Origin of the sequence: Sorangium sp. So ce131, from assembly GCF_051519095.1 — a bacterium.
Taxonomy (GTDB): domain Bacteria; phylum Myxococcota_A; class Polyangia; order Polyangiales; family Polyangiaceae; genus Sorangium.
On record NZ_CP150455.1, the window covers coordinates 10,157,571 to 10,183,205 of the forward strand.

General features: G+C 73.4%; 18 protein-coding genes. 13 read left to right on the forward strand and 5 right to left on the reverse strand.

Features of this window, described 5'->3' with window-relative positions:
• Window positions 1-53 precede the first annotated feature (53 nt).
• From WMF43_RS36890 to WMF43_RS36915, 6 genes are all read left to right on the forward strand, one after another.
• Window positions 54-590: a hypothetical protein gene (locus WMF43_RS36890; RefSeq protein WP_437672032.1), complete on the forward strand. Its 537-nt coding sequence runs from the start codon at window positions 54-56 to the stop codon at window positions 588-590.
• Between the two features lie 191 nt (window positions 591-781).
• Entirely contained in the window at window positions 782-1,921 is a 1,140-nt protein-coding gene (locus tag WMF43_RS36895) for a sensor histidine kinase (RefSeq protein ID WP_437672034.1), read from the forward strand.
• Window positions 1,922-2,101: 180 nt separating this feature from the next.
• Window positions 2,102-6,112: a serine/threonine-protein kinase gene (locus WMF43_RS36900; RefSeq protein ID WP_437672036.1), complete on the forward strand. Its 4,011-nt coding sequence runs from the start codon at window positions 2,102-2,104 to the stop codon at window positions 6,110-6,112.
• A gap of 468 nt (window positions 6,113-6,580) precedes the next feature.
• Window positions 6,581-7,204, forward strand: coding sequence for a hypothetical protein (locus tag WMF43_RS36905; RefSeq protein ID WP_437672038.1), 624 nt, complete (start codon window positions 6,581-6,583; stop codon window positions 7,202-7,204).
• Between the two features lie 192 nt (window positions 7,205-7,396).
• Window positions 7,397-7,561: a helix-turn-helix domain-containing protein gene (locus WMF43_RS36910; RefSeq protein WP_437672039.1), complete on the forward strand. Its 165-nt coding sequence runs from the start codon at window positions 7,397-7,399 to the stop codon at window positions 7,559-7,561.
• A gap of 60 nt (window positions 7,562-7,621) precedes the next feature.
• Window positions 7,622-11,542, forward strand: a complete 3,921-nt coding sequence (locus WMF43_RS36915; protein ID WP_437672041.1) for a protein kinase domain-containing protein — start codon at window positions 7,622-7,624, stop codon at window positions 11,540-11,542.
• Window positions 11,543-11,561: 19 nt separating this feature from the next.
• Here WMF43_RS36915 and WMF43_RS36920 read toward each other — a convergent pair whose 3' ends face one another.
• The 3 genes from WMF43_RS36920 to WMF43_RS36930 all read right to left on the reverse strand — a co-directional run bounded on the left by WMF43_RS36920 (window position 11,562) and on the right by WMF43_RS36930 (window position 15,143).
• Entirely contained in the window at window positions 11,562-13,208 is a 1,647-nt protein-coding gene (locus WMF43_RS36920) for a sigma 54-interacting transcriptional regulator (RefSeq protein WP_437672043.1), read from the reverse strand.
• Between the two features lie 97 nt (window positions 13,209-13,305).
• A complete protein-coding gene (locus WMF43_RS36925) occupies window positions 13,306-13,896 on the reverse strand; it encodes a terpene synthase family protein (RefSeq protein ID WP_437672045.1) in 591 nt (196 codons plus the stop codon).
• 338 nt (window positions 13,897-14,234) lie between these two features.
• Window positions 14,235-15,143, reverse strand: coding sequence for a hypothetical protein (locus WMF43_RS36930; protein ID WP_437672047.1), 909 nt, complete (start codon window positions 15,141-15,143; stop codon window positions 14,235-14,237).
• Window positions 15,144-15,576: 433 nt separating this feature from the next.
• Here WMF43_RS36930 and WMF43_RS36935 point away from each other — a divergent pair, with 433 nt between their 5' ends.
• A complete protein-coding gene (locus WMF43_RS36935; protein WP_437672049.1) occupies window positions 15,577-17,292 on the forward strand; it encodes a CotH kinase family protein in 1,716 nt (571 codons plus the stop codon).
• A gap of 127 nt (window positions 17,293-17,419) precedes the next feature.
• Here WMF43_RS36935 and WMF43_RS36940 read toward each other — a convergent pair whose 3' ends face one another.
• The gene (locus WMF43_RS36940) at window positions 17,420-18,190 is read right to left on the reverse strand and encodes an SDR family NAD(P)-dependent oxidoreductase (protein WP_437672051.1); all 771 of its coding nucleotides are present in this window, start codon (window positions 18,188-18,190) and stop codon (window positions 17,420-17,422) included.
• Between the two features lie 118 nt (window positions 18,191-18,308).
• On the opposite strand from WMF43_RS36940, the gene WMF43_RS36945 reads away from it, so the two are divergent.
• The 6 genes from WMF43_RS36945 (at window position 18,309) to WMF43_RS36970 (ending at window position 24,378) form a co-directional block, all read left to right on the forward strand.
• On the forward strand, window positions 18,309-19,220 hold the full coding sequence (locus tag WMF43_RS36945; protein WP_437672053.1) for a LysR family transcriptional regulator: 912 nt from the start codon (window positions 18,309-18,311) through the stop codon (window positions 19,218-19,220).
• 75 nt (window positions 19,221-19,295) lie between these two features.
• Window positions 19,296-19,994, forward strand: a complete 699-nt coding sequence (locus WMF43_RS36950; RefSeq protein WP_437672055.1) for a hypothetical protein — start codon at window positions 19,296-19,298, stop codon at window positions 19,992-19,994.
• A gap of 18 nt (window positions 19,995-20,012) precedes the next feature.
• A complete protein-coding gene (murE, locus tag WMF43_RS36955) occupies window positions 20,013-21,263 on the forward strand; it encodes a UDP-N-acetylmuramyl-tripeptide synthetase (protein WP_437672057.1) in 1,251 nt (416 codons plus the stop codon).
• On the forward strand, window positions 21,260-22,768 hold the full coding sequence (locus WMF43_RS36960) for a PEGA domain-containing protein (protein ID WP_437672059.1): 1,509 nt from the start codon (window positions 21,260-21,262) through the stop codon (window positions 22,766-22,768). Before murE ends, WMF43_RS36960 begins: the two co-directional genes overlap by 4 nt.
• A gap of 108 nt (window positions 22,769-22,876) precedes the next feature.
• Entirely contained in the window at window positions 22,877-23,560 is a 684-nt protein-coding gene (locus WMF43_RS36965) for a hypothetical protein (RefSeq protein ID WP_437672061.1), read from the forward strand.
• A gap of 287 nt (window positions 23,561-23,847) precedes the next feature.
• A complete protein-coding gene (locus WMF43_RS36970) occupies window positions 23,848-24,378 on the forward strand; it encodes a hypothetical protein (protein WP_437672063.1) in 531 nt (176 codons plus the stop codon).
• Between the two features lie 12 nt (window positions 24,379-24,390).
• Here the strand turns inward: WMF43_RS36970 and WMF43_RS36975 are convergent, their stop codons facing one another.
• On the reverse strand, window positions 24,391-25,374 hold the full coding sequence (locus WMF43_RS36975) for a DUF5050 domain-containing protein (protein WP_437672065.1): 984 nt from the start codon (window positions 25,372-25,374) through the stop codon (window positions 24,391-24,393).
• Window positions 25,375-25,635 lie beyond the last annotated feature (261 nt).

Here is a 25,635-nt window from a genome sequence, read left to right on the forward strand (position 1 = left end):
CATGTGAGGCACAAATATTCAACCCTGGTTAAACATCCAGCGAGGCTATCATTATGCGATTCATCAGCGTCTTCTCGGCCTCTGTGCTCTTCCTCCTCTCGGCTTGCGCCCCGCTCGACGAGGGCTCGGATCTGCCCTCGAGCGGCGACGCGCAAGGCGCGGCGATCGACGGCGACGCCGCGGCCAGCGCGCAGCGCCTCGAGGCGCCTGCGCTGCCCGGGTCGGAGCTCGCTCCGAAGGGTCCGATCGGCGAATGGATCTCGCGGTCGTGTGGGACGCGGAAGTACGCGCGCACCCTCCGCTTCGATGCCGACGGGAGCTTCCTGGGGCAGGATCTCGTGTCGCCCTGCCCGCCGGACGTCGTTTGCATCTGGTCCGGTATCGTGTCCACCAGGGGCACCTACAGCGTGGATGACGACACGATCCTCCTCTCCATCCTCCACCACGGGGGTGGCCCGGCCGCCCCCTTCCCGACCGAGCTCGGGATCGACGCCGCGACCTCGGCGCCGGTGGAGGAGGACGCCGAGGGCAACACGTGTGTTTACGAGCCCCACATCGAGCGGGGCCCCAGGCCGCGCCCCCGGGGGTAGCTGTCCCGAGGGGGCCCGCGCCGTCGAACGCCGCGGGCGGGCTCCACGCCGCCGCCTCGTGGAGGCAGCGCGGATCGTTCAGCGAACATGGACAGGGGTCTTCCCCGCCTGACGCCCAGAGCCACATCCCACACGCCAAGCGCGCCTGGCCGCTTGCAGGGCCTACCTGGCGGGGCCAAGACTCGGCGCCAGTGGACCTCCCCGTCCAAGAGCGCTGTTCGACGTCGCGCGCCGTGCGCTACGGGGTAGCCCTGTGCTCCGGCACGGTCGCCCTTCTCCTCGCCGTCAGGATCCCTGCGGAGTGGCCGCTGAAGCTCCCGCTTATCCTGTTTTACGCGCTGCTGATCATCGCCAGCGCGTGGGTCGGCGGGTTCTGGCCGGGGCTCCTCGCCACGGGGTTCTGCACGCTCGGGGCCAGCTACTGGCTCGAGCCGCACGGGTTCTTCCAGATCAGCCATCCCGCCGACCTCGCCGGGATCGTCCTTTTCCTCCTGCTCGGGTCGGTCCTCAGCGCGCTCGGCGAGCGGGTACATCAGTCGATGCGACGCGAGCGCGCCTCGCGCGAGCGGGCCGAGACGTCCGCCGCGGTCGAGCGCGCCGCCGGGCAGATCCGGGAGGACATGCTCGCGATGATCGCCCACGATCTGCGCGATCCGCTCGGCGCCATCGCGCTGAGCGCCGAGGTGATCTCCAGGGCTTCGGCGGCGGGAGCGAACGAGGAGATATCGCGACGCGCGGCGCTCGTCCGCCGGACGGTTCAGCGGATGAACGGGCTGCTCCGCAACCTGCTCGACACGACGTTGATCGAAGCCGGAGGACTGTCGCTCGACATCTCGGCCGAACCTGCGGAGTCCTTGCTCGCCGAAGTGGCCGAGATCCACGCCGACGACGCGAGGGCGAGGAACATCCAGATCCGGTACGAGGCTCCGGCAGGGCTCCCGCACCTGCTGTGCGATCGCGACAGGATGCTTCAGGTATTCACAAACCTCGTGAAGAACGCGCTGAAGTTCACGCCGAACGGCGGGCAGGTGACCGTATACGCCGGTGTGTCAGGCGCATTCGTGCGGTTCAGCGTCGCGGACACCGGGACCGGGATCGACGCGGACAAGCTACCTCGCATATTCCAGCGCTACTTCAGCGAGCGCCGCACGCAGGGTGGAGGCCTCGGCCTCGGCCTGTTCATCGCCAAGGCCATCGTGGAAGCGCACCAGGGCACGATCGAGGTCGACAGCAAGGCGGGACAAGGAGCGACGTTCTCCTTCACGGTGCCTGCCGTCGAACGAGCCGACGCCAGGGCACCGGCAAGCCCGAACGTGGCCTCGACGCGTTGATCGCCGCGGTGAGCGGCGGGCTGCACCTCTCCCGGGGGGCGGCGGGCGCCGCCCTCGAGCCCTCGCAGCCCCGGCGGTCACAGGCCGGCGCTGAGGGACCAGGCCGCGGACGCGGCGGACGCGCGCGCCGACCGGGCAGCGCTCACGTAATGCCGGGCCCCTGGCCCTATACTCCGCCCCATGAGCAGCACCCTCCTGCGCCAGGCGCCGGCGGATCCCTCTCTATGGCCCGACCCTTCGGCGCCGGTGGGCACCGTCATCGCAGGCCGCTTCACCCTGGAAGCGCTCGCGGGCCGCGGCGGCATGGGGACCGTCTACCGCGCGACGGACGCCCTCGGCGGCCGGCGCGTGGCCGTCAAGCTGCTCCACCCCTCGCACGACGCGAGCTCCCCTCGCCGCTTCGCGCGCGAGGCCGAGCTGCTCTCCGCCCTGCGCCACCCCGGCATCGTCGCCTACGTCGCCCACGGCCGCTCGGAGCAGGGGCCGCCCTTTCTGGCCATGGAGTGGCTCGATGGAGAGGACCTCGCCCGGCGCCTCGCGCGCCAGCCGCTGAGCCTCGCGGAGACGCTCTCCCTGCTGCGCCACGCCGCCGAGGCCCTCGCCGAGGCCCACGCCCGCGGCATCATCCACCGCGACATCAAGCCCTCCAACCTCTTCCTCCGCGACGGCCGCCCCGAGGGCGTGGTGCTGCTCGACTTCGGCCTGGCCCGCCACGCGCTGCCCTCGTGTGTGATGACGGGCAGCCAGACGATGCTCGGCACGCCCGGCTACATGGCGCCCGAGCAGGCCGCCCAGCAATCCGAGCTCACCCCCGCCGCCGATATCTTCTCTCTCGGCTGCGTCCTCTACGAGTGCCTCGCCGGCGAGCCTCCGTTCCGCGCGCCCCACCTCGTGGCCGCCCTCGCCAAGATCCTCTTCACCGAGCCGGCTCCCCTGCAAAAGCTCCGCCCCGAGCTGCCCGACGTCTTCCAGGGGCTTGTCGACTCCATGCTGGCCAAGGAGCCCTCGCGCCGGCTCCCGGCGGCCAGGGACCTGCTGGAGGCGCTGGAGGCGCTCCGTGCCCGCCTCGAGGCGGCCCCGGGCGCCTCCGCGCCCGAGGACGCGCCCCTCCCCAGCCTCGCCGGCCAGCAGCTCGCCACCGTGCTGCTGGCCGCTCCCCGCGTCAGGTCGGCGGAGGGCGCCTCCGCGCCGCCGGACTCGCGCGTCGCGCTGCGGGACGCGCTGCGGACCCTGCTCGCCCCCCAGGGCGCCAGGGTGGAGCTCCTCTCCGACGGCACCCTGGTCGCCGCCCTGGCGGCCTCGTTCGGCTCCGCCACCGACCCGGCCGCCGTCGCCGCCCGCTGCGCCCTCTTCCTCGTGGAGCGCTGGCCCGAGGCCTCCGTGGTGCTCGCCACCGGCCGCAGCAGCCTCGACGCGCACCTGCCCGCGGGCGAGGCCATGGACCGCGCCGGCCAGCTGCTGCTCCAGGTGGAGCGATGCCCCGCGGCGGATCCGGCCGCCCCGGTGCTGCTCGACGAGGTGACGGCGGGGCTGCTCGGCCCCGGGTTCCAGCTCGCGCGGCCCCCGTCCGGCCTCGGTCTGCACCTGCTCGGCGAGCACCTCGGCGCGGACGAGTCCCGCCCGCTCCTCGGCAAGCCCACGCCCTGCGTGGGCCGCGAGCACGAGCTGGCCTTGCTCGACATGGCCTTCGCCGCCTGCGTGGAGGAGCCCGCCGCGCAGGCGGTCCTGGTGACGGCCCCGGCCGGGACCGGCAAATCCCGGCTGCGCCACGAGTTCCTCCGCCGCCTGGAGCGCCACGCGCAGCCGCCGCTCGTGCTGCTCGGCCGGGGGGACCCCATGAGCGCGGGCTCGGCGGACGGGCTCCTGGGCCGGGCCCTGCGCCGGCTGTGCGGCCTCTCGGACGGCGAGCCGCCCGAGGAGCGCCGGGCGCGGCTCTCCCGGCGCCTCTCGCAGCACCTGCCGCCGGCGCAGGCCCAGGGGATCGTGGAGTTCCTCGGCGAGCTCTGCGGGGTCCCCTTCTCCGCGGAGCACAGCCCGCCGCTGCGCGCCGCGCGCGGGGAGCCGCGGCTGATGAGCACCCAGGTGGAGCGCGCCCTGGTGGCGTTCCTCCGCGCCGAGTGCGCGCGCCGCCCGGTGCTGCTCGTCCTCGAGGACCTGCACTGGGGGGACCCGCTGAGCATCAAGCTGCTGGGCGACGCGCGCCGCGAGCTCGCCGAGCAGCCCTTCATGGTCCTCGCCCTGGCGAGGCCCGAGGTCAAGCAGCTGCTGCCCGCCTCGTGGTCGCAGCGCGTGCAGCAGGTGCCCTTGCGCGGGCTGAGCCGCAGGGCGAGCGAGCGCATGGTGCGCGAGGTGCTGGGCCCCGACGTGCCCCGCGCCGTGCTCGATCGGCTCGTGGAGCAGGCCGCCGGCAACGCGCTGTTCCTGGAGGAGCTCATCCGGGCGACCGCCGAGGGCCGAGGCGAGTCGGCGCCGGAGACGGTGCTCGCCATGCTCCATGCGCGCCTCGGGAGGCTCGAGCCGGAGGCCCGGCGCGTGCTGCTCGCCGGGAGCTTCTACGGCAGCACCTTCTGGTCCGGCGGCGTGTCGGCGCTCCTCGGCGAGGAGCTCTCGGGCCCGGACCTGCGGCGATGGCTGGAGCAGCTCGCGGCGCTGGAGTGGATCGAGCTGCAGACCACGAGCCGCTTCCCCGCCGAGGACGAGGTCCGATTCCGCCACGCGCTCGTGCGGGACGCGGCGTACGGGCTGGTGCCGGAGCACCTCAAGGCGGCCGGGCACCGGAGGGCCGCGGACTGGCTGGAGCGGCGGGGCGAGGGCGATCCGCAGGTGCTGGCCGAGCACTGCCGGATCGGCGAGCAGCCGGAGCGCGCCGTTCATTTCTACACGCGGGCCGCCGAGCGGCTGTTCGATCGCGACGACATGCAGGGCGCGGAGCGGTGCCTCCAGGCGGCGCTGGCGCTCGGCCCCCGGGGAGACGCCCTGGTGCAGCTGCGCGCGCTCCAGGCGGCCACGGCCTTCTGGCGGGACGATTTCGCGACCATGTACGCGGTGGGCCGCGCCGTGCAGCCGGAGATGAAGCCGGGCGGCGCCCGGTGGTGCAAGCTGATCGACGGCCTGAGCCTCGGCTGCGGCCTGAGCGCGCAGGCGGAGTACCTGTTCAGCCTCGGCCGGCTGCTGCTCGGCACCGAGCCGGAGCCGGAGGCGCGGGACGCCTATTACCTGTCCCTCTGCTTCATGGGCCTCATGAACGAGTACCTGGGCGCCATGGCGGAGGCCGAGGCCTGCCTCGATCGGCTGGACCACACCGGGCAGGACGTCATTGCCCGGGACGGCGTCGTGCGCGGCTGGCGGGCCATCGTGTACGGCTTCCGGTCCCTCTACCTGACGGAGGGGCCCTGGGAGGCGCTCGCCTGGATGAGGCGCGCCGTGCGGGCGTTCCGCGAGGTCGGGGCGGAGCGCGGCGAGGTGGCGGCGATCGCGTGGGAGGCGCAGGCGCTGCTGGCGCTCGGCGATCACGGGGGAGCGATGGAGCGGGTGCGCCACGGCATGGCGCTGGCGCTGCGGGTGTCGCCGCGCTTCGGCGTCACCTTCGCCCAGCGGAACCTGGCGAGGATCCTGGCGGCGAGCCCCGAGACGGCCCACCGCGAGGAGGCGCAGGCCCTGGCGCTCGGGTGGGCGGAGGGCCGGACCGGCAACCGGGAGCACATCGGCTACACGCACCTGATCCTGGCGGAGATCGCGGCGGCCCGGGGAGCGCTGGGCGAGGCCGAGGCGCAGGCCCGCGAGGCGTGCGAGGTGATGGCGCCCTTCGCGCCCTTCCTGTCCGAGGCGCGCGAGAAGGTGGGCGCCCTGCTGCTCGCCCAGGGGCGCGCGGCCGAGGCGCGCGAGGTGGCGGAGCTCGCGCTGCGGGAGCTCGGGGCGGTGGGTGAAGGAGGGATCGCCAAGGTGGGTTTGCTCGTGGGCCTGGCGGACGCCTGCTTCGCCGGGGGCGACGCGGCCTCGGGCGAGCAGGCCTTGCAGCGGGCCGTCCAGTGCGTGCGATCCCGCGCCGAGGCCATTGCGGAAGACGCCGTTCGCGAGCGCTTCCTGCGGCAGGTGCCTGCCAATGCGCGCGTGCTGGAGCTCTCGCGCCAGCGCTTGGGCGAGGCCGCGGTGTCGCTTGTTCCTGGGAGAGGACGACACCGAGAGCGTTGACAGACAGGTTCGCGCGGGGGGAAGAGTCCGCTGCAGAGGACCGGGTCCGCTACAGGAGACACGGCCTGCCGCGCGTTCGTCCGTTCTCGCGGACTGGCGGAGAGCGCGCTCACCGGAATGCCTCTCATCGGTCTGGCACGACAGTTGCCGAGCCCGCGCTCCACGACGAGCAAGGAGGCTCTTCCAATGCTTCGACCTACCATCGCAACCAGGAAAGTCATGATGAGACGCTTGCTGACGATACCTGGTTTGCTGCTTCTGCTATCCGCATGCGGATGCACCGTCCCCGAGGAAGACGACGCCGCCGGCACGGAGGTCCTGGGGGTCGCAGAGTCCGCGTTGTATGTCTGCGACGGCTCCCTGGACTGTCCCATGGGCTTCTATGTCGCTCAGTATTCCTGTGGCGGCTCCTATGAATACGGCTGTGGGGTCGGAGGGGATCAATGCACGGACCCGAACATACGCAACGTGCTCCGCTGCATTGACATCCCCGACGGAAGCGACGGCGAGGCGATTAGCCTATTCACCGCCTGCGGCATCAACCTCGACTCGACACCTTACCACTACCCCAGCTCGTACTCCTACAGCAGCGGCTGCAGCCAAAACCTGTACCTGTCGAGCACCACCCAGGCCAACCGAATCCGTTACGCTAGGTACCCCAGCCATGACATCAGCTACACCAGCTGCGGCCGCGACTGCCGCGGCGGCGATTACGTCCTCGGCTACGGATACGCTTCCGGATGCAACCTTGACACCAGCAGCACCTCGACCGCGTACAACAGCGTCAGTTGCAAGCAGGTCGTCAACAGCTCAGCCAGCGTGTGCGGCATCGTCTCATGCCCGAGCAGCCGGCACTACGTGAGCAAGTACGAGAGCAAGACGAGCTGCTCCATCGACGGCCAGGCCTCGTCGGAGCCGAATCAGACCACGTGCATCGTCCCCACGAGCACGACGACCTCGCTCTACGCCTGCGGCGACACCTGCCCGGACGGCTTCAGCATCCAGAGCTTCAGGTATTCCGAGGGCTGCCGCCCCTCCAGCGCCGCGTCCACCAGCGAGAACAATCAGGTCCACTGCGTGAAGAGCATCTAGCGCCAAGAGGGAGCGCGCTACAGGTTCACGGCTTGAACCTCGTGATCTACGGCGCGCTTCTGGAGTGCCGGCTCGACGACCTCATGAGCATGATCCGCATCCGCCGGCGACGGACGCATGAAGATCGCTCGGCCGTGGAGCAACGGACGTCGCCTGGGGATGACCCTCTTACGAATGCCGCCAGGCTGTGGGTTGAGGTTCCCCGCAGACCGCGTCCTGCGCGGGAGGCGGACCAGCCTCGCCGCGCCCGATCAGCACGGCGACAACCAGGCCCGCGCCGCCGCGGAGCTCGGGATCGGCGCGCCGACGCTCTACCGCGAGCTCAGGAGCTACACGCGCCGGGTAGCGGGAAAATGAGCTAAAGTCCTCCTCGCCCGCACCCCCTTGCTCCTCGCAGCAGCTCAGGGCGCGCCCGCCATGCACCTCGGATCTTCCCTCGCGGATCGCTTCGTGATCGAGCGCCTGGCCGGCCGCGGGGGGATGGGCGAGGTCTACCGCGGCCTCGACCGGAGCACGGGGCAGCCCGTCGCGATCAAGGTGCTGCGCGGGGGCTGGGACGCCGCCGCCGCGCGGTTCGCCCGCGAGGTGATGGTCCTCGCGCGGATCGACCACCCCCTCGTCGTGCGCCACGTGGCCGAGGGCGTCCTCCCCTCGGGCGAGCCTTACCTGGTCATGGAGTGGCTCGAGGGCGAGGACCTCGCGGCGCGGCTCGCGCGAGGGCGGATCAGCACGGAGGACGGCGTGGCGCTCGCCCTGTCCGTCGCCGAGGCGCTCGGCGCGCTGCACGCGGGCGGCGTCGTCCACCGCGACCTCAAGCCGAGCAACATCTTCCTCGTCGGAGGGCGCCTCGATCGGATCAAGATCCTCGACTTCGGCCTCGTCCGCGTCGAGGCGCTGACGCCCATCACCGCCTCGGGGACGCTGCTCGGGACGGTGGCGTACATGGCGCCAGAGCAGGCGCGAGGCGCGAGGCACATGGACGCGCGCGCGGACGTGTTCGCGCTCGGGTGCGTGCTCTTCGAGTGCCTGACGGGCGATCCGCCGTTCGCGGCGGCCTCGGCGGAGGCCATCCTGACGAAGATCCTGTTCGAGGAGACCCCGCGCCTCCGCGACCGGATGCCCGCCGCGCCGCCCGAGCTCGACGCGCTGCTCGCGCGCATGCTCTCGAAGCAACCAGACGACCGGCCGCGGGACGGGCGCTCGGCCGCCGCGATGCTGCGGGCGCTCGGCGTGGCGCGCGCGCCGGACGTCGGGCTCGTCGGGCTCCGAGACACGGAGGAAATGCCGGGCGCGCTCGCGCTCGCGAGGACGACGGAGATGGCGTGTGCGCCCGGACCGCCCGCGCTGACGGACATCGAGCAGCGGGCCGTGGCGGTGATCCTGATCGGCCCGCCCGTGCAGGCCAGGGGCGCCGAGCAGGTCGATGAGGCGGCGCTCGCGGGCGAGGCCGCCGCGCACGGCGGAGCGCTGGAGTGGCTGCTCGACGGGACGGCGGCGGTGCTGCTGTCGACCGCGCAGGTGGCGACGGACCTGGCCGCGCAGGCGGCGCGCTGCGCGCTCCGGCTCGGCCAGCGCGCGCCGGGCCGGCAGATCACGCTCGCGATCGGCATGGGACAGGGCGCGGCGCGCGCGCCCGTGGGGCCCGCGATCGACCGGGCGGCGCGGCTGCTCGGGGAGGCGAGGTCGATCGCGGAGGGCAGGCCGCGCGCCCTCATCGCGCTGGACGGGGCGACCGTGGGGCTGCTCGACGCGCGCTTCGACGTGCGCGACGACGGGGGCGCGCTCACGCTGCTCGGCGAGCGCGACGTGGCCGACGCGCGGACGCTGCTCGGCGGCCGGACGCCGTTCGTGGGCAGGGAGCGCGAGCTCCGCATGGTCGAGGCGCTCTTCCACGACTGCGTCGAGGGCGGCGAGGCGCACGCGGTGCTGGTCACGGCGCCGCCCGGCGTGGGCAAATCGCGGCTCGGGCGGGCGTGCCTGGAGAGCGTGCGCGCGCGCGGCGAGCCCACGTCGGTCTGGGTCGCGCGCGGCGAGCCGCTCCGGACCGGGTCGTCGTTCGGCATGCTCGCGGGGCTCATCCAGAGCGCGTGCGGCGTCCGCGGCGGCGAGCCGCTCCCGACGCGGCAGGAGCGGCTCTCGGCGCGCGTGGCCGAGCGGATCGGCGCGGGCGACCGCGCGCGGGTGACGGAGTTCCTCGGCGAGCTCATCGACGCGCCCTTCCCGGACGAGCGGAGCGCGCCCCTCCGGACGGCGCGCAGGGACGCCCAGGTCATGAGCGAGCAGGTGCGCGCGGCGTTCCTCGACCTCATCGCGGCCGAGTGCGCGGCGCGCCCGCTCCTGATCCTGCTCGATGACCTGCACTGGTGCGACGGCGCCACGGCGCGGATCCTCGACGTCGCCCTGCGCGAGCTGCGGGACCGGCCGCTCTTCGTGCTCGCCCTGGCCCGCCCCGAGGTCCACGACCTGTTCCCGGAGCTCTGGGCGAGCCGCCGGCTCCAGGAGATCCGCCTGCGGGAGCTGCCGAGGAAGGCGGCCGAGCGCCTCGCGACGCACGTGCTCGGCGGCCGCGCGGGGGCGGCGACGATCGAGCGGCTCGTGCGGCTGTCCGCGGGCAACGCGTTCTATCTGGAGGAGCTCATCCGCGCGACGGCCGAGGGCCGGGGCGAGGACCTGCCCGAGACGGTGGTCGCCATGGTGCAGTCGCGCCTCGGCGCGCTCGCCGACGAGGACCGGCGCGCCCTGCGCGCGGCGAGCGTCTTCGGCGAGACGTTCTGGTCGGGCGCGGTCGCGGCGCTCTGCGGCGGCGCGCCGGGCGTCACGGGCCGGATCGAGGCGCTCGTGGAGCAGGAGCTCCTCACGCGGCGCGAGGACAGCCGCTTCCCGGACGAGCACGAGTACACCTTCCGCCACGCGCTCGTGCGCGAGGGGGCCTACGCGATGCTGACCGACGCGGACCGGTCGCTCGGCCACCGGCTCGCGGGGGCGTGGCTCGAGGCCCACGGCGAGCAGGACGCCCCGCTCCTGGCGGAGCACTTCGAGAAGGGGGGCGACGAGGAGCGGGCGGCGCGCCACTACCAGCGCGCGGCGCTCACGGCCCACTACGCGGCCGAGTCGGCGGCGGCGGTCGCGTACGCGCGCCGGGGGCTCGCGTTCCGCGTGCCGGACGACCTGCGGATCCAGCTCCTCGGGGCGCTCTGCCAGTCGCTCCTGTGGCAGCTGGCCCGGGTCCCCGCCGCCGTCCCGCAGGCGAGGGAGCTGATGCAGATCGCGCCGCGCGGGAGCGTGCCGTGGGTCCACGGCCTGAGCGTCGTGGTCTGCGGCGCGCTCATGGAGGCGCGGCGCGAGGAGTTCATGCACATGCTCCACCTCCTCCAGGGCACCGAGCCGTCGCCCGACGCGGCGGACGCCTTCGTGCTCGCCATCAACATCGGCGTCCACGCGCTCGACACCCTCGGCATGATCAAGGAGGCCGACGCGCTGCTCGAGCGGCTGACGGCGCTCCGGGACGCGCTCGGCGACGGGGAGCCCGCGGTGGTGTGCAACTGGCACGGCATCCGCGGGCTCCGGTGGGCCTGCGCCCGGGAGGAGCCGGCGACGGCGCTCCTCCACGCGGAGGAGGCGATGGTCATCGCGCGGGCGCTCGGCCACGGGAAGTACTGCACCTTGCTCAGCGCCATCGCGAGCATGAACCGCTGGCTCATCGGGGCCGCGGAGGCCGCCGAGCGCACCCTCGTCGGCATGCGGGACGACGACGTGGGCATGGCCTCGTCGTTCCGCCCCTTCATCCTCGCGTGGCTGCTCGCGGATCGCGGCGCGCTCGCCGACGCGCGCGGCTGGGCCGAGGGCCTCGTCGCGTCGGGGCAGGCGAAGCGCCTCCCGCAGGACGAGGGCCGGGGCCGCTGGGCGCTCGCCGAGGTGCTCCGGCGCGCGGGGGAGCTCGACGCGGCCGGCGCCGAGGCGCAGGCGGCGCTCGAGCTGCTGCGCGCGGCGTGCCCGATCGAGGTGCCCGGCGTGCTGGCGACGCTCGCTGCGGTGCGCCTCGCGGAGGGGCGGGCGGCCGAGGGCGCGGCCCTCTGCGAGGAGGGGCTCGCCCGGACCCGGGCCATGGGCGGCTGCAGCCTGTTCTTCCGCGCGGCCTTCCTGCGCCTCGTCCACGCCGAGTGCCTCGAGGCCGCGGGCGAGCGCGAGGCCGCGCGCGCCGCCGTCGCGGAGGCGAGGCGGCGCGTCGTCGCCAACGCGGACAAGATTGCGAGCGCGGAGCACCGGGCGAGCTTCCTCGAGAACGTGCCCGAGAACCGCCGGACCCTGGCGCTCGCGGCGCAGTGGCTCGACGCATGACGCGCGTCACAGTCCTCGCTCACGGCGGCTTCGAGCCCGGCCGGGGCTCGTCGGCGCCGCCGCGCCGCCGCGTCAGGCCGAAGGCGCGGACGAGCTTGTAGGCGTGGGAGCGGGCGAGGTCGAGCTTCGTCGCCGCCTCGGCCACGTTCCAGCCGTTCTCCTCGAGGGCGGCGCGGAGCAGCTCCGCCTGGAAGCGGCGGGTGGCCTCCTGGAAGGTCAGGTCCTTGTAGGGCGCGATCGAGACGGCGGGGGCCGCGGCGGCGCCCTCGGGCGCCGCGACGTCGCCGGGGAAGAGGTGGCGCCGCTCGACCTGGGAGACCCCCTGCGCCGCGGCGCGGATGGCGGCCGCCTCGACGGCGTGGGCGAGCTCGCGCGCGTTGCCGCTCCACTCCGCCGCCTCGACGGCGCAGAGCGCGTCGACGCTGAGGTGGACGCTGGGCAGCCCGTGGGTCTTGCAGGCCGCCGCGCAGAAAAACTCGGCGAGCAGAACGATGTCCTCGCGGCGCTCCGCGAGCGCGGGCAGGCGGATCGGCAGCACCTGGAGGCGGTAGAAGAGGTCCTCGCGGAACTCCTTGCGCTGCGCGGCCGCCTTGAGATCCACGTTGGTCGCGGCGATGACGCGCACGTCGGCGCGGACGGGGCGCGTCGCGCCGAGGGGGTAGTACTCCTTCGACTGGAGCAGCTGCAGCAGCTTGGCCTGCGCCGAGGGCTTGAGCTCGCCGATCTCGTCGAGGAAGAGGGTGCCCTTGTCGGCGGCGGCCACCTTGCCCTCGACCTTGCGATTGGCGGTGGAGTGCGCGCCGGGCAGGGCGCCGAACAGCTCGCTCTCGAGGAGCGCCTCGGGGAGCGCGGCGCAGTTGAGCTCGACGAAGGGGCCGCGCGCGCGCGGGCCGCTCTCGTGCAGGGCGCGGGCGAGCTGGGTCTTGCCGGTGCCCGAGGGGCCCGTGAGCAGGACGGTGACGTCGAGCGGCGCGGCGACGGCGGCCTGCGACAGGACGAGCGCGAGCGCGGGGCTCTTGCCCACGATGGAATCGGCGCGCAGGGCGCGCCGGAAAGGGAGGGTCGGGTCGGCCTCGTCGCGGCGGCGGAAGCGCAGCATGAGGCGATCGGCGAAGGGGGCGAGGTGGCGGGCGAAGGCCTCGACGCGTCGGCGATCCTCCTCGTTGAAGCGATCCTTCTCGATGCGGTTCTGGAGGTAGACGACGCCGAGCGGGGGGGCGCCGGCGGGGGAACGGACGCTGATCGGGGCGCAGATCACGGCCTCGATGCGGTTGCGCTCGACGCTCTCGTTGGCGCGGAAGCGCGGGTCCTGGAGGGCGGAGACTGTGATGATGGTGCGGCCGGTGGCGAGGGCCTCGGCGATGACGCCCCGCGAGAAGGCGGCGCGGATCTCCGCGACGTCCTTGTCCTGGCAGCCGTGGGCGACCCAGAAGGGCGGCTCGCCGCGGGCGTCGGGGTCGGCCGCGATCTCCACGTACCCCCTGAGGGCGCCGGTGATCTGCACGATCAGGGCGAGGGCCTCGGCGAGGAACGGCTCGATTTCCTCGGTCTGGCCGAGCTCGAGGAGCTTGCGATAGAAATCGCGCTCCTGCTCGACCCGATGCGCGGCGCCCGCGGGAGGAGAGGGCGCGGCCGGGAGGGCTTCGTCATCCCGAGGAGGAGGCATGTTGTTTGGATATCCGGAACACGGCCCCGCGTGAAGATCCGAAGGGGGCGAGGGCTCGGGCCCTCTTGAGCCTACCGTCGCCAGGAGAGCCTGCGCCCTACTCCGCTCCACGAGCAGCGCCATCCTCCGTCGGGCTCCGGCGGGTCCATCCCCGTGGCTGCGCGCTGCGCAGCTCCAGGAACGGCGAATCCGACGAGCGGTAGCGAGAGCTCGACAGCGAAAAATCGACGTTGCCCACGATCCAGGCCTTCATGCCGTCGACGTAGGCCTCGGCTTGGCGGTCGAGAGCTGGTCCCCACGAGGGGATGGCTCGCTCGATCTCGAGGAGCCGATCGACGTCACGGTTGACCATCGACACGATGGCCTGCACGGCTTCCTCGAAGCGCACGCCCTCGTTGGCCATCAGGACGCGCACCAGATTGCAAGGCGCGTCGTTCCACAAGACTTCCTTCTGGTACGAGAACAGGTCGTTCACGTACGCCGTGTGACGCACGGTGAGCCGCGCCGTATCTCTCCATGCGGATGTGCGCCTCGCTGCCCCCCTGCCGCTTTCGCGGCGAGGCTCATCGGGCGAGCAGGATCGCGCTGCGCGGCCGCGTTCGCGGCGCCCCCCGGAGAAGAGGGGCTGTCGGCAGAGGCGCGCGGTGATGACCGGTGCCGGAGAGCAACCAGAGTGCCAGCGCGCCATCGGATCTCGCCGGCTCGATCTCGCGAGATCGAGCCGGCGAGAGCGCCCCTCGCGTGAACGCGGCGTCCGCTCCGCCGGACTCCGCTCCAGCGGACCGAGTCCGCTCCAGCGGACCGAGTCTACGCTACCGGACGTCGTCGGCTGTCCGCGGCCGGTCCGAGCCCTGCCCGAGCCGCGCGCGCCTCGCCTGCGCGTGGGCGCACATCGCCATCGAGGACGGGCGGGGCAGAAGGTCTGGAGTCACAACCCGGGCGACATCAAGCGCGCTTTACGGCGCGTTTCCCGGTTGATGGTGTGGAGGGCAGGACGCGCCGGCGTCCGTCATCACCCGCCGGCGATCACAGGCAGGTGCAGAGGGAGTCCCCCGGGGCGCACCCGCACTCCTTCGCGGCGCCCGGCGCGGGCTCGCCGCGCTGGGACGCCGCCTCGGCGGCGGGAGCGGGCCTCGCCTGCGCCTTCTTGGGCGCCTCAGGGTACTTCACCGCGGCCCCGGGGGTCCCGGGGTACGCGCGCAGCGGAACGGCGCCTGTCCTCCCGGAAGGCCCGGTGTCAGCCTCCGCGGCTGCGGGCGCCGCCGGCCTGGGAACGTCGCCGGTGAACACCTGGGGCTTGCTGACGACCTGCCCCCGATCGGCCCACGGCGCCATTGCGCCAACGACGACGCTCGGCTCGGACTCCGGCGCAGCCTGCTCCTCATAGACCATGTCGCCCATGGTGACGCTCCGCGAGGAAGGGCACGAGTTCACGCCGGCGAGCGCCGCGCCCGCGGCGAGGACGCCGCTCCCCACGGTCGCCAGCGCCAGGTTGCGGACGCGGCGGACGCGCGCGCCGACCGGGCAGTCGGCCGTGATCACCGTCCCGTCGGCGCGGCGGTAGAGCCGTATACACGCCCCGCCCGCGGCCTGCCGGATGAACTGCTCCGCCTCCTCGCGCGGCATCTCCGACAGGTTGTAGACATGCTTCTGGCATTGACCACAGAAGCGCACCCGGTCGTCGCCGGCCATCTCCTCCCAATCGGCGGTGCACGGGCTCGCGACACGCACGTTGTCGAGCAGCGGGAGCGCCCGCCGCGCCGCCATGCCGTCGAGCTTCCGGCGCACCGCCTCGAGCTCCTCCTCGATGCGCCGCTCGTCCTGCTGCAGCGCCGAGAGCTCCGCGGTCTTCTGCTTCACCGCCGCGAGCTCCTCGGCGAGCAGGTCGTGACGGGCGTTCAGGGCGTCGAGGTCGTCTCGGTAAGGTGTGGGCATGGCGGCTTGGACACTCCTTGCTGCGAGCGCTTGGTCCGACGCCAGCCGGCGGCCGGCTGGCTGCGTCCAAGTTTCGCCCTGATTGGTCGGACAGGCCACTCGAGAATGAGCGCGGAGAGGCCCGACGCTGGCGCCGCGCCGCCCAGCGATGGGCCACCTCGAGCCGACGTGGACGCCGCGCGCCACGCCGCATCGCGACGCTGGCGCACACGGACGCTGAGCCTGGGCAGTGTGCCAGGCTCTGATCCTCGTGTCATGAGGGGGCGAAGGCCACACGTCCACGCCCGCGGGGCCGAAGGGAGCCGCTCCCGCAAAACCCCTCCTCGGATCTGCGCGGCTCACCGGGCCCCGGGGCACGTTGACAGCGCGACCACAATTTTCACCCTGGACGGTACGCTTCTTGCAGCTGGCGTGTCCCGGAAAGGTCACGTGTATGTCCAGCCAGCTACCCTCTCCTGCTTCTGTTCGGTCATGGTCGTCCCGCACGCGAGCGATCTCGCTGTTTGCCCTCCTCGCCACCCCGTCTGCCGTCTTCCTGGCGGGCTGCGCCGATGAGCCGGACAACTATTACACCTTCAACTACCAGTATACGAACGGGGAGGGCGGGGCCGGGGGAACCGGCGGCGCCGGGGGAGCCGGCGGCGCCGGCGGCGGGCCCGGAGAGGAGTACCCGGGAGCGCCCGTCGCGGACACCGAGGTGGCCGATCTCGCGATCGACGTCTTCGGCGCCGTCGGCAACCGCTACTGGTTCGCTGTCTCCGAAGAGCAGCTCGAGCTCATGAACGAACGGACGGGCGGCGTCGGGATCCCCATCGCGCAACCGGCGTTCGGAGACATCTACTCACCGACCGGGGAGGACGAGACCTTCGTGGACCACCTGTGGGTGACGACGGCCGGCGCCGCGGGCAAGACGGCCGACTACGGCAAGGTCCAGGTGGGGGTCGTCGGACAGTCGACGATGCGGCCCTGGACGAAGCGCACCATCCCCAACCTCAACATCGACACGGACGAGTTCGTCGAGAAGCAAAAGCTCGGCGGCCTCGAGCACCTGCGCTTCAACAACGGCCAGGTCGGCAGCATCTTCCGCGAGCGCCTCACGCTCGAGCTCTATGCTCGCCTCGGCTACCCGGCCCCCCGGGCCAGCTACGCCTGGGTGTCGAGCAATGTCTGGGGCGCGGAGGTGTCCATCCCCTACATCGTGGTCGAGCGTTACAAGAAGGCGTTCTGCGAGCGCCTCGAGGACAAGCTCGGCGGCGGCTGCGCCAACATGTGGGAGTTCGCCGGGGACTTCGCCGGCGCTCCCCCGCCGGGCGGCGGGATCCCGCTCCCGATCGACGTGAGGCCGATCGGCGGCAGCGTGTTCGACGATCCGGGGAACTGCCAGCTCAAGACGTGCGATAACACCCGCGTGAAGGAGCTCGAAGAGGTGATCACCGGCATGCCGCCGGGCGAGGGCTTCAAGGGCGCGCTCGAGGGCTGGATCGACTGGCCGGCCTTCCACCGCTTCCAGTGCCTGTCGTGGGTGCTCGCCACCGGGGACGACGCGCTCCACAACAGCAACAACGTCGTGCTGGTCGAGCGGGCCGATGGGCTGTTCCAGTACCTGCCGTACTCGGTCGACATCAGCCTGGGGCAGAGCTGGTATCCGCTGGTCCCGCTGCCCGGCGCGAACACGCTGGCGCGCGGGTGCCAGAGCGACCCGGCCTGCTGGGCCGACACGATCGCGACGTGCGAGGACGTGATCGAGGACTTCACCGCGCTCGAGCCCAACGCGCTGCTGAAGGGCATCTACGATCAGCTGTCGGACGAGGGCATGCTCCGCTCGGGCGACGAGGAGCGGTACGAGTCGCTCGACGCCTGGATCACCGAGCAGCTCGCGTTCCTGCCCGTGGAGCTGGAGAGGAACCGCGAGCAGCCGCAGTTCTGCGTCTCTCCCCAGATCGATTGCGGCGGCTACTGCGGTTATCCCCAGGACTGCGGCTGGGGCGGCGGAGCGGGCGTGGGCGGCGGAGCGGGCGTGGGCGGCGGAGGCACGGGCGGCGCCGGTCCGGGCGATGGGGACACGGGCTCAGGCGGCGCGGGCGGAGCTGCCGGTCCGGGCGATGGAGATACGGGCTCAGGCGGCGCGGGCGGTGAATCGGGGAACTGACGTCGGGGATGGCGCCTCACGTCGCGCGCCCGGCGGCGCGGGTGGCGTCGACGGCACGGCCTGACGGCGCCCTCCACGGGAGGACGGCGCTCACGCGCCTGCCAACCGCCGCCAACCGCCGGGCCCCTCAGAGCATCATGCCGCCTGACGCCTCGATGCGCTGGCCGTTGATCCAGGCGCTCTCGGGCGAGAGGAGCAGCGCGACCACGCCGCCGATGTCGTCCGGGAGGCCGACCCGGCCGAGGGCGGTCTGGCCGGCGACAATCTTGTTCAACGCGGCGTCGTCGCGCACGGCGCCGCCCCCGAAATCGGTCTCGATCGCGCCCGGCGCGAGCACGTTGACCGAGATCTTCCGCGGCCCGAGCTCCTTCGCCATGTAGCGGGTGAGCACCTCCACGCCGCCCTTCATCGCGGCGTAGGCGCCGTACCCGGGGAAGGTGAACCGCGCGAGCCCCGACGAGACGTTGAGGATCCGCCCCCCGTCCGCGATGAGCGGCAGGAGCTTCTGCGTGAGGAAGAACGTCCCCTTCAGGTGGACGTTCATGAGCGCGTCGAACTGCTCCTCCGTCGTCTCGGCGAAGCTCGCGTGCACGCCGATGCCGGCGTTGTTCACCAGGTAATCGAGGCGATCGCGCCCGAAGCGGCCGGCGAGCTCCGCCTTCACCGCCTCGGCGAACGCGCCGAAGCCGCGCGTGTCGGCGACGTCGAGCGCGAGGGCCGCCGCCTTGCCCCCCTTGGCCTCGATCTGCTTCACCACGTCCGCCGCCTCGGCGGCGTTGCCGCGGTAGGTGATGAGGACGCCCACGCCGCGATCCGCGAGGTGGAGCGCCATGCTCTTCCCGAGCCCGCGGTTTCCGCCGGTGATGAGGGCGACGGTGCTCTGCTTCGATGTGCTCATGGTCGAGTCCTTTCGATGGCGACGCGGCCGCGCGCCGCTGTCTGAGGTAGTGAATAGTCAGCCGTTCCCGGTTGAGAAAGGCCCAGGGTTCCGACACACTGTTTCGCCAGCTGAGACAATGAGCGTCGACCTGGAATCGCTGAAGATCTTCGTGAAGGTGGCGGAGCTCGGGAGCTTCACGCGGGCCGGCGAGCACCTCGGCATGCCCAAGGCGCGCGTGTCGCTGCGGCTCAAGGCCCTCGAGGCGGAGCTCGGCAGCCGGCTCCTCCAGCGCTCGACGCGCGTCGTGCGCCTCACGCCCGACGGCGAGGAGCTCCTGCCGCGCGCGCGGCGCCTCGCGCTCGAGGCCGACGAGATCGGCGGGATGTTCCAGGCGGCGAGGGCCATGCGCGGGCGCGTGCGGATCGATCTGCCGGTGAACTTCGCGCGCGACGTCATCATCCCGCGCCTGCCCGAGCTGCTCGCGCAGACCCCCGGGCTCGAGGTGATCCTCAGCACGACCGATCGGCGGGTCGAGCCGCTCCGCGAGGGCTTCGACTGCGTCCTGCGCATCGGCGCCCCGGGCGACCCGGGGCTCGTCGGCCGCAGGCTCGGCGTCCTGCGGATGATCAACTGCGCGAGCCCGTCCTACCTGCGCGAGCACGGCACGCCGCGCCGGCTCGAGGATCTCGATCGGCACCTCGTCGTGCATTACTCGTCGACGCTCGGCGCCGAGGCGCCGTCGTTCGAGTACCCCCACGACGGCGGCTACCGCGAGCGGCCGATGCGCAGCATGGTGACGGTGAACAGCGCCGACGCCTACCGCGCGGCGTGCGTCGCGGGGCTCGGCATCATCCAGGCGCCGCGGACAGGCATGCTCGCCAGCATCACCGCGGGCGCGCTCGTCGAGGTCTTGCCCGCCCTCACCTGCGCGCCCATGCCGGTCTCGCTCCTCCACACACACGGCAGGAGCGTGCCGCGCCGCGTGCGCGCGGTGATGAGCTGGATCACCGAGGTGCTCTCCCCGCACGTCGACGCGCCCGACGGCTGACCCGCAGGCCGCCAGCGCCGCCAGCCGCGCGCTCGTGGTAGAACGGGCGAGCCCTTCGCCGACACGGAGCCCTTCATGCACCTGGATCGCTCTCGCTTCCTGCTGCTCGTCACCACGATCGCCGCCGCGTCGTGCGCCTCGGGCAGCGAGGCCCCGGGCAGCCCCGCGGCGGGCTCGGGCGGCGCCGGCGGCGACGGTGCCCTGGGCGGCGGCGGCGCCGGCGGCAGCGGCGGTGAGGCCGCCGGCGGCAGCGGCAGCGGCGGCGGCGGCGCCGGCGGCGGCGAAGCGGAGGGCGGCGGCGGTGCCGGCGGCGGCGAAGCGGAGGGCGGCGGCGGCGCCGGCGGCGGCGGCGGCGGGGTCTGCGACGACACGGTCGGCTCGCCCGGCATCTGCGCGACCGACTGCGAGGGCGAAGGCGCCTGCCCGGCCGTCCTCGCCTTCCTGAAGCCCGGGGTCGCCGAGGGCCTCGTCGTGTGCCTGAACGCGCTGGACCCCGACACGTGCACGCGCTCCGGCGACGTGGACGGCTGCGTGCGCGGCTCGCTCGGCGCGTCGTGCCCGGACAGCTCGGCGGACGACGACTGCGCGCGCCTCGCCCCGCTCTGCGAGAGCGACGCCGCGGACGCCGCGTGGCTGGAAGGCTGTCACGACGTGCTCGACGGCCTCACCGAGGAGGGCCGCCGGCGGATGATCACGTGCGCCACCGAGGGCGGCTGTCAGGACCCGTATCCCTCGGACCTCTCGTTCTGCCTCGACTCGATCGACGCCTTCTGACCCGGCGGCTCCGCGCGCATGTGTCCCCCGCCCCTCTCCCCGCCGTGGGCGGGCCGGCTCTTCACGGTGGGCGTCACCGGCACCAACGGCAAGACCACCACGACGACGCTCGTCGCGGCGGCGCTCGCGCGCCTCGGCGGCCCGGTCGCGCGCGTCACGACGCTCGGCAGCTTCCTCGACGACGAGCGCCTCGACGTCCCGTTCGACGCCGCGGGCTTCGTCGAGACGATGCGGCGGTGCCTCGAGCGCGGCGGGCGGCGCGCCGCCATCGAGCTGACGAGCGAGGCGCTCTCGCTCGGCTTCGCGCGGGCGTGGCCGTGCCGCGTCGGCGTGTTCACGAACCTCACGCGCGATCACCTCGACGCCCACGGCAGCGCCGAGCACTACCTCGCGAGCAAGGCGCAGCTCTTCGTCCACCTCCCCGAAGGCGGCGCGGCGGTCGTGAACGGCTGCGACCCCGCGTCGTCCCTGCTCGAGGAGGTCGTCCCCGGCGGCGTGCGGGTGCTGCGGTACGGCGCCCCGTCGCGCGGCGAGGCGCGCGCGCCGCTCGACCTGCTCGCCCGCCGCGTCGACGTCGGCTGGGGCGGCACCCGGATCGCCCTCGAGGCGAGCGCGCGCTTCGGCGCGGCGCCGCCCGAGCTCTGCACGCGCGCCATCGGCGACGTCTTCGCCGAGGACGCCCTCGCCGCCTTCGCGGCCGCGGTCGCGAGCGGCGTGCCCCCCGCCGAGGCCGCCGCGGCGATCGCCGCCGCCGCGCCGCCGCCGGGCCGCTTCGAGGTGGTCGCGGAGCGGCCGCGGGTGGTCGTCGACTACGCGCACACGCCCGACGCGCTCGCCCGCACCCTTGCCGCCGCCCGGCGCCTCGCCGCCGGCCGCCGCCTCACCGTCGTCTTCGGCGCGGGCGGCGGCCGCGACCGCGAGAAGCGCCCGCTGATGGGCGCCGCCGCGCGCGCCGCCGACCGCGTGGTGCTCACGAGCGACAACCCCCGCGGCGAGGACCCCGCCGCGATCGCGGCCGCGATCCGCGCCGGGCTCGGCGACCACGGCGACGTCGCGGTCGAGCTCGACCGCGCGCGCGCGATCGAGGGGGCGGTGACGTCCGCGGCCGAGGGCGAGGTCGTGGTCATCGCCGGCAAGGGGCACGAGGTGGAGCAGGTGATCGCGGGGGAGCGACGCCGCTTCTCGGATCGCGAGGTCGCCCGGGCCGCGGCGGGGCTAGATCCACGGCCCGCGATGTTCCACGCCGACCACCCCCGGGGCACCCCGTGAAACCCATCCCGCACACCGCCGCCCTCCTCGCCTCGCTGCTGCTCGCCGGTCTGCCCCTGCCGTCCGCGTACGCCCAGCCAGCGCCGGTCGCGCCGCACGGCGGCGCGCCCCCGCCGCCGCCCGACGTGATCGCGGAGGCCGGCGAGCTCGAGATCCGCGGCGGCGAGCCGGGCGCGCTCGTCACCATCGACGGCCGCGGCCGGGGAGAGCTCCCGTCGCCCCCGCTCCGCGTGGCGCCGGGCGTGCGCGCCGTCCGCATCTACAAGCGAGGGTTCGCGCTCTTCGAGGAGCTCGTCGACGTCGAGGGCGGGCGGCTCGCCACGCTCGAGGCGCGCATGACCGAGCTCCAGCAGGCCGGCACCCTCAAGATCGTCGAGCCGCGCGGGCGCCGGGCCGACGTGGTGATCGACAGCGCGATCGTCGGCGCCACGCCGTGGGAAGGGCCGCTCGCCCCGGGCAGCCACACGGTCATTTTACGCGGCGACGGCAACACCGGGACCGAGCCGGTCGCCGCGCTGGTCCGGGAGAACGAGGTCACGTCGCTCACGCTCGCCGTCGAGGAGCTCGGCGCCGAGCTCCGCGTCGAGCCGACGCCGCCCGGGGCGATGGTGGCCGTCGACGGCGTGATCCTGGGGCGCGGCGCCTGGTCCGGCGGGCTCCGGCCGGGCGCCCACGAGATCGAGGTCGGGCTCGACGGGTGGGTCCGGCGGCGCGCGCGCACCAGCCTGGCGCACGGCGAGGCGCGGACGTTGCCCGTCGCGCTCTCGCGCGATCCGGACGCGGCGCGCGGCGGCCGCCGCGAGACGCAGACCCAGCTCGAGCTCCGCGCCGGCCCCGCGGTGACGCCGTCGTTCGGCGGCGGCGTGGCGGGCGCCTGCAGCGGCGCGTGTGACGCTGGCCTCGGCGTGGGCCTCCAGGCGGGGCTCAGGCTGACGTACCAGCTCCCCTCGGCGCTCGTGTACGGCGTCGAGCTCGGCGCCCTCCACCTCGGCCAGCGCGTGGCGGGGCGGCCGACCTCCGCGACGCCGCGCGACCTCCCCCCGAACCCCGGGCTCGCCGACGACGACCTCGCGCTGACCGCCGTCCTCTTCGGCGCGTCGACCGGCCTGCGCCTCGGCGAGCAGCGCCCGATCTCGCTGAACCTCGGCCTCGGCGGGCTCGTCGGCTCCGTCTCCGCCGCGCGCCGGGGCACCTTCCGCACGGTGCCGCGCCCGGATCACGACAGCGCCGATCCGTACGAGGTCGACGTGTCGCAGGGTCACCTCGCGCTGTCGCTGTATGCGGCCCCCGAGGTGCGCGCCGGCCTGATGCTCGGCGAGCGCCTGGAGGTGTCCGTGGGTGTCCAGGCGATGCTTCTCTTCATGATCACGCAGGCGACCTGGGACCCGGGGCGCAGCACGGTGACGGCCGCGGGCGACGGCGCGGCCACGTTCCCGGCCGACCGCCTGACGGGGCGAACGCTCCTGACGTTCACGCCCAGCCTCGCACTCCGGTACAGGCTCTGACTAAGGTTCTCCCCCGCCGCCGGGGCGGCCGCGCGCCGCGGGCCGCCGGCTGCGGCGCGCCGACTTGTGATAGTGCTTGTCCTGCCCGGGGGGGAGAAAGCCATCATCATGTCCGAGTCGAAGCTCGCCGCGCCGCAGATGGTCATCGATAGCCGGATGCTCTACTCGAGCTGGGTCCCTGCGGATCCGGACGCCGCCGCCGCGCTGCTGCCGAAAGGGATCAGGCCCGCCGCGAACAAGGCCATTTACATGAACCAGTACGTGGTCGACAGGCCGGAGCAGACCTCCGGCTTCGGGGACTACTCGCTGACCTACCTCGGCCTGGATCTCGCGGACCACACGACGCCGGACGGCTCGGCCCCGGCCCGCTTCTTCACGCATTACTTCAACTCCTCGGAGCTCGTGCGCCGGTACGTGGCCGAGCGCGGCGTGCCGGCGTCCCCCGGGACGACCACGCTCGAGCTGCACGGCAGGGAGCTCGTGGCGACGACGACGGTGGACGGCGTGCCCATCATCCGGACGACGGCCCGCGTGGGCAACAAGATCGCGACGGTCGCGCGCGGGCACCTCACCTACGTGACGAAGGTGGGAGATCGGCTGGTGGCGGGCAACTACCCCTTCATCGCGGACATGGCCGATCCCTACGAGCTCCTGTCCATCGAGTTCCTCGCGAAGGATCACCCGGTGTACGCGCTGCGGCCCGGGAGCCCGCTGGAGGTGGTGAAGACCGCCTCGTGGCACGCGCCGCGCAGCTCGTTCGTCTATCCGGGCGGCGAGCGCGACCTCCTCTGACGCGCTCCCGGGGCGCCCAGGGCCAAGCGGCGCCCGGCCCCTGCGCGCGCGCCGGCCCCCGGCGCGCGCGCTCCCCTCTCTACGCTTTCCCTCCGCGCCCGCCGCGCCGCCGCGGTACCTCTTCTCTTCGCTCTCGCCGGACTCCCCTCTCGCCACAATGCCTCTTTCTCGGGCTTCGCGTCGGGCCGGGCGCGCGGCTCGATCGTGCACAATGGCGCGCGCGGTACGCGCGTTGCTCCGAGGCCCCACGGCCGCGAAGGCGGCCGCACCTGGAAGGGAGAGAAGGAATGAACCAACTGACTCGATTCGGGGCCCTCTCGGTTGTCCTGTCGCTCGTCGTCTGGGCCGACGGCGGCGCGTCCGCCGCTCCGATACCTGCCGCCGTGAGCAGCAAGGAGCTCAAGGATCTGACGACCGCGGACGTGGAGTCGACGTGCCAGTCGCTCACGGCGCGGGTGAAGCTCTCCAAGGAGGACGCCTGCGAGCTCGCCGGCGTCGTGTGGTCCGCTTTCGGGCAGACGTGCGCCTCGGTCAAGGAGAAGTGCATGAACGAGCCCGAGGAGACGCGCGACAGCCAGGCCGCGGACACGAGCTGCCTGCCCGCGGCCGAGCTGCGCGACGGCTGCACCGCGACCGTCGCCGAGTACGAGGTGTGCCTGCTCGCCCACGCCGATCGGCTCCGGGCGCTCACGTGCGACTCCGCCCTGAGCTCGCTCGAGACGCCGGTTCAGGCGTGCGAGGTCGTCATGCGGAAATGCCCGGCGCTCGCCACCTCGCCCGAGGACGACGAGGGGGGACAGGGGTCCGATCAGCCCTGAGCGCGGCGGCGCTCACTTCCGGAGCGACATGATCGTCCCCGCCTCGGTCGTGTGCGCGAGGTTCGCCCAGTAGACGTGCTCGTCGTCGAGCGCGATGGCGATCGGCTGCGCCAGATCCGAGGCCAGCGTCTTCGGCTTGCCCCCCTCGAGGCGCACCCGCATCACGGACCCGTTCTCCGCGTCCGTCGAGCCCATGTTCGTCCAGTAAACGTGCTTGTCGTCCACGGCGATGCGGAAGGGGGTGTGCTGCCCGTCGGCCAGCACGGCGAGCCCCGTGCCGTCGATGCGCATCCTCATCACCTTTCCGTCGCCGGCGCCCGTGCCCATGTTGGCGAAGTAGAGATACCCGGCGCGCACGGCGATACCCGTCATCCCCGGCGCCACGTCCGCCGGCGGGATCACCTGCGTCGCCGCGCCCCCCGCGGCCGGGATCTTCATCACCTGGCCGCCGGCGAAGTTGGTCCAGTAGAGGACGTGATCGTACAGGGCGATCCCGGCCGGGTTCTGCTCCGTCGCGAGCGTCGTCACCGGGCCGCCACCCACGGGCACCGACATGACGTTGTCGGTCATGAAATTGTAGAATGAAACGAAGTACACCCGCTCGGGGTCGACGGCGAGGGTCCCGAGGTATTGCATGTCGGGCACGAGCACCGTCGGCGCGCCGCCGGTCTTCGCGATCTTGCGGACCGATCCGCCGCCGGAGAAGCCGTAACACGTCCAGAAGACGTGGGTCGCGCTCGCGGCGACGCCGTTCGGCTGGTATTCGTGCGGCGCGAGCACGACGGGCGCGCCGCCGCATTTGTCGAGCGCCATGATGGCGCCGCGGGGCGGCGAGAGATCACGCGCGGCGCGCTCGACCGGCGGGCGCAGGTGCTTCGTGGCGGCCGTGTCGAAGAACGGATCCTCTCCGTAATTGGACCAGTAGACGTGCGTTGCGGTCGCGGTCATGCCGTACGGCCGGTTCTGGTTCGACGCCAGGATCTTCGGTTCTTTCATTCTGTCGCTCCGTTCGCAAAGCCCCGGAGGACGGTACCGCCCCGCGGGGGCTCCGGGAAGCCGGCCCGGATGCGCGCAATCGAGGGGCCGCGGCATCGATCCGGGCGGCGGCCGGCGAGGGGCGCGCGGTCAGCGGGCCGCGGCGCGCGGTCAGCGCGCGGTCAGCGCGCGGTCAGCGCGCGGTCAGCGCGCGGTCAGCGCGCGGTCAGCGCGCGCTTTGTCATGGCGCGCCGCCGGGTTAGGCTGCGCCGCGCCGGAGGT

Excerpts from the sequence above, each read along its gene's own strand:
- WMF43_RS36950 (WP_437672055.1), top strand. The coding sequence starts at position 19,296 with ATGCACCTGGATCGCTCTCGCTTCCTGCTGCTCGTCACCACGATCGCC.
- WMF43_RS36890 (WP_437672032.1), top strand. The coding sequence starts at position 54 with ATGCGATTCATCAGCGTCTTCTCGGCCTCTGTGCTCTTCCTCCTCTCG.
- WMF43_RS36920 (WP_437672043.1), bottom strand. The coding sequence starts at position 13,208 with ATGCCTCCTCCTCGGGATGACGAAGCCCTCCCGGCCGCGCCCTCTCCT.
- WMF43_RS36930 (WP_437672047.1), bottom strand. The coding sequence starts at position 15,143 with ATGCCCACACCTTACCGAGACGACCTCGACGCCCTGAACGCCCGTCAC.
- WMF43_RS36965 (WP_437672061.1), top strand. The coding sequence starts at position 22,877 with ATGTCCGAGTCGAAGCTCGCCGCGCCGCAGATGGTCATCGATAGCCGG.
- WMF43_RS36925 (WP_437672045.1), bottom strand. The coding sequence starts at position 13,896 with ATGGCGCGCTGGCACTCTGGTTGCTCTCCGGCACCGGTCATCACCGCG.
- WMF43_RS36940 (WP_437672051.1), bottom strand. The coding sequence starts at position 18,190 with ATGAGCACATCGAAGCAGAGCACCGTCGCCCTCATCACCGGCGGAAAC.
- WMF43_RS36975 (WP_437672065.1), bottom strand. The coding sequence starts at position 25,374 with ATGAAAGAACCGAAGATCCTGGCGTCGAACCAGAACCGGCCGTACGGC.
- WMF43_RS36915 (WP_437672041.1), top strand. The coding sequence starts at position 7,622 with ATGCACCTCGGATCTTCCCTCGCGGATCGCTTCGTGATCGAGCGCCTG.
- WMF43_RS36970 (WP_437672063.1), top strand. The coding sequence starts at position 23,848 with ATGAACCAACTGACTCGATTCGGGGCCCTCTCGGTTGTCCTGTCGCTC.
- WMF43_RS36945 (WP_437672053.1), top strand. The coding sequence starts at position 18,309 with ATGAGCGTCGACCTGGAATCGCTGAAGATCTTCGTGAAGGTGGCGGAG.
- murE (WP_437672057.1), top strand. The coding sequence starts at position 20,013 with ATGTGTCCCCCGCCCCTCTCCCCGCCGTGGGCGGGCCGGCTCTTCACG.
- WMF43_RS36900 (WP_437672036.1), top strand. The coding sequence starts at position 2,102 with ATGAGCAGCACCCTCCTGCGCCAGGCGCCGGCGGATCCCTCTCTATGG.
- WMF43_RS36935 (WP_437672049.1), top strand. The coding sequence starts at position 15,577 with ATGTCCAGCCAGCTACCCTCTCCTGCTTCTGTTCGGTCATGGTCGTCC.